Genomic DNA, 11,477 nt, shown 5'->3' with positions numbered 1-11,477 from the left:
GCCCGGGGGGCAGAGCCCCCCGCTCAAGCATCCGGGGCAGCGCCCCCCGTCCGCCATGTCAGCTCCGGGCCGCGTCCATCAGCCGGCGCATTTCGCCGATCGCCGCGGGCAGGCCGCGGAAGATCGCCTCGCCGATCAGGAAATGGCCGATGTTCAGCTCCATCACCTCCGGGAAGGCCGCGACCGGGGCGACCGTGTCATAGGTCAGGCCGTGGCCGGCATGAACCTCGAGCCCCAGCGAATGCGCGAAGGCCGACATCTCGCGCAGCCGCGCCAGCTCGGCGTCGCGGGCCGCGAAATCGCCCTCTGCATGGTGGTCGCAATAGGCGCCGGTGTGCAGTTCGACCACCGCGGCCCCGATCCGGGCCGCCGCCTCGATCTGGGCGGCATCGGCGGCGATGAAGATCGACACCCGGCAGCCCGCATCGCGCAGCGGCGCGATGAAATGCGCCAGCCGGTTCTCTTCGCGCGCCACCTCTAGCCCGCCCTCGGTCGTGCGCTCCTCGCGCTTCTCGGGGACGATGCAGACCGCGTGCGGCCGGTGGCGCAGCGCGATCGCCTGCATCTCCTCGGTCGCGGCCATCTCGAAGTTAAGGGGCAGGCTCAGCGCCTCCATCAGCCGCTCGATGTCGCGGTCCGAGATGTGGCGGCGATCCTCGCGCAGATGCGCGGTGATGCCGTCGGCCCCGGCCTCTTCCGCCAGCTTCGCCGCCCGCACCGGATCGGGATAGGCCGAGCCGCGGGCGTTCCGGACGGTGGCGACATGGTCGATGTTGACGCCGAGACGCAGCCGGCCAAGGGGGGCGGTCATCCTGAAACCTCCGGGACTAGGTGACGGGGCGCAGACTAGACGCCGGGCGGGCCGGGAAAAAGGCCCCCGATTGTACCTGCATCAATCGCTCGCGGGTTCAGTCCGCCAAGGGTGCGGGGGGCGGTGGCGACGCCTCGGCGGCAAGCTCGGCGCGGGTGCGGGCCGCGGCGCGCAGCTTCTCGGCCCGCTCGCGCAGCTTCTTGGTGCGGCGCTTCTGGTAGGCGGCGATGACCGGCAGCGTCAGGTAGTGCCCGGCCACGGCCGCGATCAGCCCCAGCACGCAACCGCCCAGCATGTAGGGCAGGAAGACGTTGTCGTAGAAGAGCTTCAGCCCCGACCAATGCATCGCCTCGCCGGCGAACAGCGCCAGGAAATTGTCCCACAGATCCTGCGTGGCATGCGAGAAGGCGGCGACCAGCCGGTGGAAGCGCATCTCGGCATCGATGCCCAGCATCCAGCCGCCCAGCCGCATCGAGACATAGGCGATGAAGGGGAAGGTCACCGGGTTGCCGACGAAGGTGCCGACTAGGGCGGCGAGCACATTGCCGCCGATGATCCAGGCCAGGATCCCGCCCCCGAAGAAATGCGCGCCGAAGAGCGGCGTGAACGAGATGAAGATCCCCGCGCCGACGCCGCGGGCAATGCGGTGCGGCCGGTCGGGCAGGCGGCGCAGCCGGTACCAGGTGTAGGTCGCGGCCCTCAGCCAGCCGCCGCGGGGATAGACGACATCCTGCGCGCGTTGGACATAGGTTTTCGGGGTGCGCCGTCTGAAGACCATGTCCGTTCCGTTCCGCCTCGGCTGTGCTCAGGGCCTGCGCGACAGGTCGCGCCAGCGCTCGACCTGGGCCACGTCGCTTTCCGCCTCGAGCGCGGTCAGGATCATGTGCAAGTGCTCGACATCCCTGAGATCCACCTCGACCACCAGCCGGAAGAAGTCCGACTTGCGGTCGATGAAATGCAGGTCCGAGATATTCGCCCGCTGCTGGCCGATCAAGGTGCAGATCCGCCCCAGAACGCCGGCATCGTTCGCGATGGTGAGATTGAGAGACACCGTGTGCACCGCCGGGTGGCGGCCGGGCTTCCAGTGCAGGTCGATCCAGCGGTCGGGCTGGTCCTCGAACTCGGCCAGTGCCGGGCAGTCGATCGCATGCACGATCGGGCCCTGCCCGCGATAGGTGATGCCGACGATGCGCTCGCCCGGCAGCGGCTGGCAGCAGTTCGCGCGGCGATAGGGCTGGTCGGGGGCAAGGCCTGCGACGGGGCGCTGGGCATCGACCTCTTCGGTGGTGCGGATCGCAAGCTCCGGGTAGATCGCGCCGATCACCTCGCGCGCGCTGATCTCGGACGAGCCGATGCGCGCCAGAACCTCGTATTCGTCGGCCAGCCCCAGCGTCTTTGCCGCGGTGCGCAGCGCCTTGTCGGTCAGCTTGCGGCCCACATGCTCGAACGCGACGCGCGCCAGTTCCTGTCCCAGCTTCACGAAGCGTTCGCGGTCGTCCTCGCGCAGCGACTTGCGGATCGCGGCCTTGGCGCGGCCCGTCACAACGATGTCGAGCCAGGTCGCCTGCGGGCGCTGTCCGGCGGCGGTGATGATCTCGACGGACTGGCCGTTGCGCAGCCGCGTCCACAGCGGCACCCGGATGCCGTCGACCTTGGCGCCGACGCAGGAATTGCCGATCCGGGTGTGGATCGCATAGGCGAAGTCCAGCGGCGTGCCGCCCTTCGGCAACTGGATCACGTCGCCCTTCGGCGTGAAGCAGAACACCTGGTCGGTGTACATCTCGAGCTTCACGTTCTCGAGGAACTCGTCGTGGTCGCCCTCGTCGAAACGGTCGGTCATCGCCTTGATCCACTTCGCCGGATCGACGGCGAAGGGGTTCTTGGCAAGCTTGCCGTCGCGATAGGACCAGTGCGCGGCGACGCCGGCCTCGGCGACCTCGTGCATCTGCCGCGTGCGGATCTGCACCTCGACCCGCTTGCCGTCGCGCCCCGACACCGTGGTGTGGATCGAGCGGTAGCCGTTGGCCTTGGGCTGGCTGATGTAGTCCTTGAACCGCCCCGGCACCGCGCGCCAGCGGGTGTGGACGGCGCCCAGCACTTTGTAGCAGTCGGCCTCGTTCCGGGTGATCACCCGGAAGCCGTAGATGTCGCTGAGGCGCGAGAAGGCGAGGCTCTTCTCCTGCATCTTGCGCCAGATCGAATAGGGCTTCTTCGCGCGGCCGAAGACATCGGCCTCGATCCCCGCCTTCTCCAGCTCCAGCCGGATGTCGCCCGAGATCTTGGCAATCGCGTCGCCCGATTCGCGCTGCAGCATCAGGAAGCGGCGGATGATCGAGTTGCGGGCCTCGGGGTTCAGGACCTTGAACGACAGGTCCTCGAGCTCTTCGCGCATCCACTGCATGCCCATCCGGCCGGCCAGCGGCGCGAAGATGTCCATGGTCTCGCGCGCCTTCTGCGCCTGCTTTTCCGGGCGCATCGACTTGATCGTGCGCATGTTGTGCAGCCGGTCGGCCAGCTTGACCAGGATCACCCGCAGGTCCTTGGACATCGCCATGAACAGCTTGCGGAAGTTCTCGGCCTGCTTGGTCTCGGACGAGCTGAGCTGCAGGTTCGTCAGCTTGGTGACGCCGTCGACCATCTCGGCGATGTCCTCGCCGAACTTGCCCGCGATCTCCTTCCACGAGGCGCGGGTGTCCTCGATCGTGTCGTGCAGAAGGGCGGTGACGATGGTCGCATCGTCGAGCTGCATCTCGGTCAGGATCGCGGCGACCGCGACGGGATGCGTGAAATAGGCCTCGCCCGACTGGCGCGTCTGGCCGTCGTGCATCTTGAAGCCGTAGTCATAGGCCTTGCGGATCAGCTCCGCATCGGTGCGGGGATTGTAGTTGCGGACCAGTGCGATCAGGTCTTCGACGTCGATCATCTGGCTCTCGCGGTCCGCGCGCCCGGGGCTGTCCGGGCGCGGCCGTTTCCGGCGGTCACTCCTGCCCTTGCGCTTCCATGAGTTGGCGCAGCAGGCGCTCTTCGTCCATGTCGTCGGCGACGGGGCGGTCCATCTCGACGGTGCCGCTGCCCATCAGCAGCGACATCGAGTCCTCTTCCGGCTCGTCGACCTCGATCTGGGTCTGGTAGCTGGCGATCATGCGCTCGCGCAGGTCGTCGGCGCCCTGCGTCTCTTCCGCGATCTCGCGCAGGCTGACGACGGGGTTCTTGTCGTTGTCGCGGTCGATGGTCAGACCCGAGCCCGAGGCGATCTCGCGGGCCCGGTGCGCGGCGAGCATCACCAGCTCGAAGCGGTTCGGAACCTTGTCGACGCAGTCTTCTACCGTCACGCGAGCCATGGGCTTCTCCTGTCGGGGCTTGGAGATGAGATCGCGTATGTAAGGGTTTCGCGCCCTATTGACAAGCAAGTTTCCTTGGCCCGAGGGCGCGGGGCGGATTCAGGCGGCAAGCGGGGTCAGCCCGGCGCGGGCCGCGGCGGGCAGGGCGGCGGCCATCTCGGCCACGGTGCGGCCGCTCACCGGATCGCGCCAGCCCGGCGCCACCTCGGCCAGCGGCAGCAGCACGAAGCCGCGCTCGGCCAGGCGCGGATGCGGAAGCATAAGGTCCTGCGGGGTTTCTTCCGTCTGCCGGTCGGGCGGCAGCGCGCGCCAGCGCGCCTGTTCCGCCGCGTCCGGCAGCACCAATCCGCCCCAGCCCACGAGGTCGAGATCGATCACCCGCGCCCCCCAGCGCTGCCCGCGCACCCGGCCCAGATCGGCTTCGACCGCGTGCAGCACCTCGAGCAGGCGCCGGGCGGCGGCGGCCGAGGGCGCCGCCTTCGGGGCCAGCACCGCGGCGGCGTTGACATAGTCGGGACCGCTGCCCGGCGGCCAGGCCGGCGAGCGCCAGAATCGGCTGACCGCGGCAAGGCCCACATCGCGTGCGAGGGCCGTCAGGGCTGCCCGCAAAGTGACCTCTGGCGCGCCCAGTCTGCCCGGCAGATTCGCCCCTAGCGCGATAGGCGCGATTCCGCCACACTCGGCCGGCGTTGTGTCTTGCGACATTCTTGACAACCTCTATTTTTAAACTTCGCTTCGCTGTTCATGATTATATCCGTGCCCGTCCACTCCGGCGCACATGTTGTTTTCCTCCCCGGGCCGGCGAAGCGGTTTGAAAGGGAAATATATGTTCTACAAGGACGAACGGCTCGCGCTGTTCATCGATGGATCAAATCTCTATGCGGCTGCGAAGGCGCTGGGGTTTGACATCGACTACAAGCTCCTGCGCCAGGAATTCATGCGCCGGGGCAAGCTGCTGCGTGCGTTCTACTATACGGCCCTGCTGGAGAACGACGAGTATTCGCCGATTCGCCCGCTTGTCGACTGGCTTCACTACAACGGCTTCAGCATGGTGACGAAGCCCGCGAAGGAATACACCGACAGCCAGGGTCGCCGGAAGGTGAAGGGCAACATGGACATCGAGCTTACCGTCGATGCCATGGAGCTTGCGCCGCGCGTCGACCACATCGTGCTCTTCTCCGGCGACGGCGATTTCCGTCCGCTGGTCGAAAGCCTGCAGCGTCAGGGCGTCCGGGTGTCGATCGTCTCGACCATCCGTTCGCAGCCGCCGATGATTGCCGACGAACTGCGCCGCCAGGCCGACAACTTCATCGAGCTCGACGAGCTTCGCGAAGTCATCGGCCGCCCGCCGCGGGAAGACCGTCAGCCCCGCGACGAAATTCCGGCCGCGACGCATTGACCCGACATGGCCCGGCGCGGCTGGACCCGCGCCGGACCGACCGCCCCCTGCGCGCCGTGGCTGGACCCGCGACGCCCCGGGGCGGCAAGGACGCCGGCGCGGCCGGCGAAGAGTGCGGCGAAGATCGTGCCGGCGTTTTGCCCGCCATGGCTGGACCCGAGCCGGCCCGGACCCCATCTTTCGTCCGGCGCGGCTGGACCCGCGCGGGACGAGCGCCTATGCCTGTCCCGGACTGAACGGGAGCCTTCCATGACCGAAGCCCAGCCGAAATCGCCGCTGACGCTGTATCTCGCGGCCCCGCGCGGCTTCTGCGCCGGCGTCGACCGCGCGATCAAGATCGTCGAGATGGCGCTCGAGAGATACGGCGCGCCGGTCTATGTGCGCCACGAGATCGTCCACAACCGCTTCGTCGTCGACGGGCTGCGCGACAAGGGCGCGGTCTTCGTCGAGGAACTGGACGACTGCCCCGACGACCGCCCGGTGATCTTCTCGGCCCATGGCGTGCCCAAGGCGATCCCGGCCGAGGCGCTGCGCCGCAACATGATCCATGTCGATGCGACCTGCCCGCTGGTGACCAAGGTCCACAACGAGGCCGCACGCCATCACGAGAACGGCCTGCAGCTGGTGATGATCGGCCATGCCGGCCACCCCGAGACGCTGGGCACCATGGGCCAGCTGCCAGAGGGCGAGGTGCTGCTGGTCGAAACCGTCGATGACGTGGCGACCCTTGCTCCGCGGGATGAGACGAAGCTGGCCTTCATCACCCAGACCACGCTTTCGGTCGACGACACCGCGGGCATCGTCGCGGCGCTGAAGGCGCGGTTCCCCGCGATCCTTGGCCCCGCGCGCGAGGACATCTGCTATGCCACCACCAACCGGCAGGCGGCGGTGAAGGCGATCGCGCCGAAGATCGACGCGCTTCTGGTGATCGGCGCCCCGAACTCGTCGAACTCGCGCCGGCTGGTCGAGGTCGGCTCGGCCGCGGGCTGTGCCTATTCGCAGCTCGTGCAGCGCGCCGGCGACATCGACTGGCGGGCGCTGGGCGCGATCCGGTCGGTCGGCGTCACCGCCGGCGCCTCGGCGCCCGAGGTGCTGGTCAACGAGGTGATCGCGGCCTTCCGCGACCGTTTCGACGTGACCGTCGAAATCGTCGAGACCGCGACCGAGACCGTCGAGTTCAAGGTGCCGCGCGCCCTGCGCGAACCGGCGTGAGCGCCGGCGAGGCTTGGGACGGCCAGCCCTTCACCGGCGCGAAGCTGGTGGCGCTGGCCCCTGACGGCGCGTTGCTGACCTATCTGCGCGACGATTTCGACCATCTGCCCTGGCCCGGCTGCTGGGATCTTCCCGGCGGCGGCCGCGAGGGCGACGAAACCCCGGTCGAGACCGTCCTGCGCGAACTTGACGAGGAATTCGGCCTTGCCCTGCCGCCGGCGCGGCTGGTCTGGCACCACCGCCGCGCGGCCGGCGCGCTGCCCGGCCATTACTACGGCGCGCATCTGACGGTGGCCGAGATTGCGGCGATCCGCTTCGGCCCCGAAGGCCAGTTCTGGCAGCTGAGCCCGCTTGACGCCTTTTATGACGATCCGCGCACGATCCCGCATCAGATGCAGATCGTGCGCGCCTTCGCGGCCTCTCAGCGGGTCGGAACCGGCACCTCGCCGCGATAGTCGTAGAAGCCGCGGCCCGACTTGCGGCCCAGCCAGCCGGCCTCGACATATTTCGTCAGCAGCGGGCAGGGGCGGTACTTGGTGTCGGCCAGCCCGTCATGCAGCACGTTCATGATCGCAAGGCAGGTGTCGAGCCCGATGAAATCGGCCAGCTCCAGCGGGCCCATCGGGTGGTTCGCGCCCAGCTTCATCGACTCGTCGATCGACTTCACGTTCCCCACGCCCTCGTAGAGCGTATAGACCGCCTCGTTGATCATCGGCATCAGGATGCGGTTGACGATGAAGGCCGGGAAATCCTCGGCCGAAGCCGCGGTCTTGCCCAGCTTCGCCACCACCGCATGCAGCGAGTCGTAGGTGTCCTTGTCGGTGGCGATGCCGCGGATCAGCTCGACCAGCTGCATCACCGGCACCGGGTTCATGAAGTGGAAACCCATGAACTTCTCGGGCCGGTCGGTGCGGCTGGCCAGACGGGTGATCGAGATCGACGAGGTGTTCGAGGTAAGGATCGTCTCGGGTTTCAGATGCGGGACCAGATCCTCGAAGATCGCCTGCTTCACCGTCTCGCGTTCGGTCGCGGCCTCGATCACCAGGTCGGTCTGGCCAAGGTCGGTCAGCGTCAGCGTCGTCTTGATCCGTGCCAGCGCGGCGGCCTTGTCCTCGGCCGAGACCTTGCCGCGGCTCACCTGCCGTTCAAGGTTCTTGTCGATGGTGATCAGCGCCTTGTCGAGGCTGTCGCGCGAGATGTCGTTCATCAGCACGTCGAAGCCGGCCAGCGCGAAGACATGCGCGATGCCGTTGCCCATCTGGCCCGCGCCCACGATGCCAACCGTCCGAATGTCCATGTCGTTCCCCGAGGCCTGATCCTTGTGTGACCGCGACTCTAGGCAGTGGCGCGGGCGCGGGCAAGAAGCCTGCGGCACTGCGGCATCGCCCCCGGCCGACCCGGCGCAACGTCACCACGCCCGCACGCCCGGCCCGGCGGGTGCCCGCGGCGGTGGGCGAAATCCCCCGAAGCGTTCGCCCGCCGCCGGATTTTTCGCGTTTTGCGGCGAAAAGGCGCACAATCATTGCGCTCGACCGCGATGGCGGGGGCTATTTTTCTTTTTTGGAAAATTGAGACGCTAATGATCCGAAAATGACATACAACAGGGTAAGTGCGATGACCCGAGTGACCCCGATGATTCCCGACACGCTTTCCGCCCTGGAAGACCGCCTGGCCGAGGACCTGCTCTGGCTGAACCTGCCGGCGAAGGACTGGATGGTCCCGCAGCCGGGCGTGCTCGACGTGGCGGTGATCGGCGGCGGGGTGATGGGGCTGGTGACGCTGGCGGCGCTGCGCCGGCTAGGCGTCTACAACGTCCGCGCCTTCGACCGTGCCCCGGCCGGGCGCGAGGGGCCCTGGGTCACCTTCGCCCGGATGGAGACGCTGCGCACCCGCAAGGAGGCCGCGGGCCCGGCGCTGGGCGTGCCTTCGCTGACCTTCCGCGCCTGGTTCGAGGCGAAGTTCGGCCGCGACGCCTGGACCCGGATGACCCTCGCCCCGCGCGAGATGTGGATGGACTACCTCGTCTGGTATCGCCGCGTGCTCGACCTGCCGGTGGTCAACGAGACCAGCGTCACCGCCGTCGTTCCCGAAGGCCCGCTGGTGCGGCTCGAGATCGCGGGCCCGCAGGGGCCCGAGACGCTGCGGGCCCGCCGGGTGGTGATCGCGACCGGGCTCGACGGGCTGGGGGCGCCGTCGCTGCCGGCGGTGGCGCGCAGCGTCGATCCGCGCTTCGTCGCCCACGGGGCCGACATGATCGACATGGCCGCGCTGAAGGGCCGCCGGGTCGCGGTGGTGGGGGCAGGGGCCTCGGCGATGGACAACGCCGCCGCCGCGCTCGAGGCCGGGGCGGCGCAGGTCGACATCTTCGTGCGCCGTCGCGATATCCCGCGGGTCGACAAGTTCACCGGCATCGGCTCTCCCGGCATGACCCAAGGCTATCTGGGCCTGCCCGACGCGGTGAAATGGGCCTACATGGTCGAGGGCGAACAGGCGCAGATCCCGCCGCCGCGCCATTCGGTGCTGCGCGTCAGCCGCCATGCCGGCGCGCGCTTCCACCTGTCCAGCCCGATCGACGCGCTTGTCGAGGAAAACGGCGGCATCACGGTGGTGACGCCCAAGGGCCGCTACCCGGTCGATTTCGCGATCTTCGCCACCGGCTTCTCGGCAGACATGGCCGAGCGCCCCGAATTCGCGGCGCTGGCGGGCCGCGTGCGGCTGTGGCGCGATGCGCATCGCCCCGCCCCGGGCAGCGAGCATGCCGGCATCGGCCAGATGCCCTACCTCGGCCCCGCCTTCGAATTCCTGCCGAAGGCCGAGGGCGACAATGTCGGCCACATCCATTGCTTCGCCTACCCGGCGGTGCCCACCCACGGAAAGATCACCAGCGGCGTGCCCGCGATCAGCGATGGCGCGACGCGCCTAGCGCAGGGGATCGCCCGTTCGCTCTTCGTCGAGGACGCAGAGCTTCACCTAGGCCGGTTCCGCGCCTTCGAAACGCCCGAGCTGCTGGGCGACGAGTGGACCGACGCCGATCTCGAGGAACCTACCCATGTCTGAGCCCGTGCTTCAGGCCTTCTACGGCATCTCCTCTCCCTGGGCCTATTTCGGGGCCGAGCGGATGGTGGCCATCGCCCGCGAGGCCGGCGCGAAACTGGTGCTGCGTCCGATCCGGATCATCGAGGCGAACGGCGGCATCCCGCTGCGCACCCGCCCCGACTACCGCCAGCGCTACCACGAGACCGAGCTGCGCCGCTGGCGCGAGCATCTGGGCATCCCGCTGAACCTCAAGCCGAAGTTCTACCCCTGCCGCACGATCGAGACCGCGGCGCAGGCGGTGATCGCGGTGCAGAAGGCGGGCATTGACGCGACCGGGTTCTCGTTCGCGATCCAGCGCGCGCTCTGGGCCGAGGATCGCGACATCGCCGATCTGGACACGCTGAAAGAGCTGGCGCTGAAGACCGTCGGCGCGGCGGGCGCGGCGTTGGTCAAGGACCCGCAAGAGGCCGACATCATCGCCGACTGGCAGGCCAACCTCGCCGAGGCCGAGGCGCGCGGCATCTTCGGCACGCCGACCTACGTGTTCAACGACGAGCTGTTCTGGGGACAGGACCGGCTGGACTTCGTGGCCCGCGCGCTCGCGGCGGCCAAGCAGAAGGAGACCCTGTGATGGAAGATCACGTCTGGACCGTTCCGCCCGAGGCACAGGCCCTGCACGACCGCGCCATCGTCGTCGACGGGCTGCAGACCTCGCTCTGGGGGCGCCCGATCTTCGAAGAGATGCGCGCGGGCGGCATCACCGCCGTCAACGTCTCGACCGTGCTGTGGGAGAACTTCAAGGAAGGCATCGACTACGTGTCGATGTGGAAGCACTTCCTGCGCGAGAATTCGGACATCCTGCGCCCGGTGCGCAGCGTCGCCGACATCGAGGCGGCGAAGCGCGAGGGCAAGACCGGGATCATCCTCGGCTGGCAGAACACCTCGCCGCTGGAGGACAAGCTCGATTACGTCGAGATCTTCAAGGATCTGGGCGTCAACATCATGCAGCTGACCTACAACACCCAGAACTACTCGGGTGCCGGCTATCTGGAAGAGCATGACTCGGGCCTGACCGGCTTCGGCCGCGAGGTCGTGGACGAGATGAACCGCCTGGGCATCCTGATCGACCTCAGCCATGTCGGCGACAAGACCTCGGCCGACACCATCGCCTATTCCAAGGCCCCGGTCTGCATCAGCCACATCCTGCCGCGCGCGCTGCACGACGTGAAGCGCAACAAGAACGACGATTTGTTCGTGGCCTGCGCCGAAAAGGGCGGGCTGGTCGGGATCTCGCTCTTCGCGCCGGGCCTCGCCGCCGGCAACGACGCCACGGTCGAGCATGTCATCGACGCAATGGAGCATGTGATCGACCTCATAGGCTTCGACCATGTCGGCATCGGCACCGACTTCTCGCTCGACCGGCCGCGGCCCTCTCCCTGGCTGCTCTACGCCAACAAGGACAAGGGCACCGCCCGCAAGCTGACCGAATTCGGCAGCGTGAAGATCAACAAGCCCGCCGGCATCCGGCGGATGACCGACATGCCCAACATGACCGCCCGCATGCTCGCGCGCGGCTGGGGCGAGGACAATGTGACGAAGATCCTGGGCGGCAACTGGCTCTCGCTCTTCGACAAGACCTGGAAACCTTCCGCCTGACGGCGATCCCATAGGAGCAAGA

The 11,477-nt window shown here is 68.1% G+C and carries 12 protein-coding genes; 6 read left to right on the top strand and 6 right to left on the bottom strand.

Features of this window, described 5'->3' with window-relative positions:
* Nucleotides 1-58: 58 nt before the first annotated feature.
* The 5 genes from V8J36_RS02940 to folK form a co-directional block, all read right to left on the bottom strand.
* Nucleotides 59-811: a pyridoxine 5'-phosphate synthase gene (locus V8J36_RS02940; protein WP_336465748.1), complete on the bottom strand. Its 753-nt coding sequence runs from the start codon at nucleotides 809-811 to the stop codon at nucleotides 59-61.
* 97 nt (nucleotides 812-908) lie between these two features.
* Nucleotides 909-1,589, bottom strand: a complete 681-nt coding sequence (locus tag V8J36_RS02935; RefSeq protein WP_336465747.1) for a DUF2062 domain-containing protein — start codon at nucleotides 1,587-1,589, stop codon at nucleotides 909-911.
* Between the two features lie 27 nt (nucleotides 1,590-1,616).
* Entirely contained in the window at nucleotides 1,617-3,734 is a 2,118-nt protein-coding gene (locus V8J36_RS02930; protein ID WP_336465746.1) for a RelA/SpoT family protein, read from the bottom strand.
* Nucleotides 3,735-3,789: 55 nt separating this feature from the next.
* Nucleotides 3,790-4,152 carry a DNA-directed RNA polymerase subunit omega gene (gene rpoZ, locus V8J36_RS02925; RefSeq protein WP_336465745.1) on the bottom strand — a complete coding sequence of 121 codons (363 nt, stop codon included), beginning with the start codon at nucleotides 4,150-4,152 and terminating at the stop codon, nucleotides 3,790-3,792.
* Nucleotides 4,153-4,251: 99 nt separating this feature from the next.
* Nucleotides 4,252-4,857, bottom strand: a complete 606-nt coding sequence (gene folK, locus V8J36_RS02920; RefSeq protein WP_336465744.1) for a 2-amino-4-hydroxy-6-hydroxymethyldihydropteridine diphosphokinase — start codon at nucleotides 4,855-4,857, stop codon at nucleotides 4,252-4,254.
* Nucleotides 4,858-4,978: 121 nt separating this feature from the next.
* Between folK and V8J36_RS02915 the strand changes: the two genes are divergently transcribed.
* The 3 genes from V8J36_RS02915 to V8J36_RS02905 all read left to right on the top strand — a co-directional run bounded on the left by V8J36_RS02915 (nucleotide 4,979) and on the right by V8J36_RS02905 (nucleotide 7,218).
* Nucleotides 4,979-5,551, top strand: a complete 573-nt coding sequence (locus V8J36_RS02915; protein ID WP_336465743.1) for a LabA-like NYN domain-containing protein — start codon at nucleotides 4,979-4,981, stop codon at nucleotides 5,549-5,551.
* 249 nt (nucleotides 5,552-5,800) lie between these two features.
* Nucleotides 5,801-6,763 (top strand): 4-hydroxy-3-methylbut-2-enyl diphosphate reductase, encoded by a 963-nt coding sequence (ispH, locus tag V8J36_RS02910; protein WP_336465742.1) that lies wholly within the window; start codon nucleotides 5,801-5,803, stop codon nucleotides 6,761-6,763.
* Nucleotides 6,760-7,218: an NUDIX hydrolase gene (locus tag V8J36_RS02905; RefSeq protein ID WP_336465741.1), complete on the top strand. Its 459-nt coding sequence runs from the start codon at nucleotides 6,760-6,762 to the stop codon at nucleotides 7,216-7,218. The genes ispH and V8J36_RS02905 overlap by 4 nt, the downstream gene beginning before the upstream one ends.
* Here the strand turns inward: V8J36_RS02905 and V8J36_RS02900 are convergent.
* Nucleotides 7,185-8,060, bottom strand: a complete 876-nt coding sequence (locus V8J36_RS02900; protein ID WP_336465740.1) for a 3-hydroxybutyryl-CoA dehydrogenase — start codon at nucleotides 8,058-8,060, stop codon at nucleotides 7,185-7,187. The two genes, V8J36_RS02905 and V8J36_RS02900, sit on opposite strands and share 34 nt — an antisense overlap.
* 317 nt (nucleotides 8,061-8,377) lie before the next feature.
* Between V8J36_RS02900 and V8J36_RS02895 the strand changes: the two genes are divergently transcribed.
* From V8J36_RS02895 to V8J36_RS02885, 3 genes are read left to right on the top strand one after another with little or no spacing between them, the layout of a single operon-like run.
* On the top strand, nucleotides 8,378-9,820 hold the full coding sequence (locus V8J36_RS02895) for an NAD(P)/FAD-dependent oxidoreductase (RefSeq protein ID WP_336465739.1): 1,443 nt from the start codon (nucleotides 8,378-8,380) through the stop codon (nucleotides 9,818-9,820).
* Complete coding sequence (locus V8J36_RS02890; protein ID WP_336465738.1) at nucleotides 9,813-10,430, top strand: 2-hydroxychromene-2-carboxylate isomerase; 618 nt, start codon at nucleotides 9,813-9,815, stop codon at nucleotides 10,428-10,430. The genes V8J36_RS02895 and V8J36_RS02890 overlap by 8 nt, the downstream gene beginning before the upstream one ends.
* Nucleotides 10,430-11,455: a dipeptidase gene (locus V8J36_RS02885; RefSeq protein WP_336465737.1), complete on the top strand. Its 1,026-nt coding sequence runs from the start codon at nucleotides 10,430-10,432 to the stop codon at nucleotides 11,453-11,455. The genes V8J36_RS02890 and V8J36_RS02885 overlap by 1 nt, the downstream gene beginning before the upstream one ends.
* Nucleotides 11,456-11,477 lie beyond the last annotated feature (22 nt).

The sequence above is a fragment of the Frigidibacter sp. MR17.14 genome, assembly GCF_037095735.1.
Lineage (GTDB): Bacteria > Pseudomonadota > Alphaproteobacteria > Rhodobacterales > Rhodobacteraceae > Frigidibacter.
Note: the sequence above shows the minus strand (reverse complement) of the source record. Positions and strands in the feature narration are given on the sequence as shown.

Bases quoted from the DNA above. Each gene is read 5' to 3' on its own strand.
- V8J36_RS02915 (WP_336465743.1), top strand. From the start codon at position 4,979: ATGTTCTACAAGGACGAACGGCTCGCGCTGTTCATCGATGGATCAAAT.
- folK (WP_336465744.1), bottom strand. From the start codon at position 4,857: ATGTCGCAAGACACAACGCCGGCCGAGTGTGGCGGAATCGCGCCTATC.
- V8J36_RS02895 (WP_336465739.1), top strand. From the start codon at position 8,378: ATGACCCGAGTGACCCCGATGATTCCCGACACGCTTTCCGCCCTGGAA.
- V8J36_RS02940 (WP_336465748.1), bottom strand. From the start codon at position 811: ATGACCGCCCCCCTTGGCCGGCTGCGTCTCGGCGTCAACATCGACCAT.
- V8J36_RS02930 (WP_336465746.1), bottom strand. From the start codon at position 3,734: ATGATCGACGTCGAAGACCTGATCGCACTGGTCCGCAACTACAATCCC.
- V8J36_RS02900 (WP_336465740.1), bottom strand. From the start codon at position 8,060: ATGGACATTCGGACGGTTGGCATCGTGGGCGCGGGCCAGATGGGCAAC.
- V8J36_RS02890 (WP_336465738.1), top strand. From the start codon at position 9,813: ATGTCTGAGCCCGTGCTTCAGGCCTTCTACGGCATCTCCTCTCCCTGG.
- rpoZ (WP_336465745.1), bottom strand. From the start codon at position 4,152: ATGGCTCGCGTGACGGTAGAAGACTGCGTCGACAAGGTTCCGAACCGC.
- ispH (WP_336465742.1), top strand. From the start codon at position 5,801: ATGACCGAAGCCCAGCCGAAATCGCCGCTGACGCTGTATCTCGCGGCC.
- V8J36_RS02935 (WP_336465747.1), bottom strand. From the start codon at position 1,589: ATGGTCTTCAGACGGCGCACCCCGAAAACCTATGTCCAACGCGCGCAG.
- V8J36_RS02885 (WP_336465737.1), top strand. From the start codon at position 10,430: ATGGAAGATCACGTCTGGACCGTTCCGCCCGAGGCACAGGCCCTGCAC.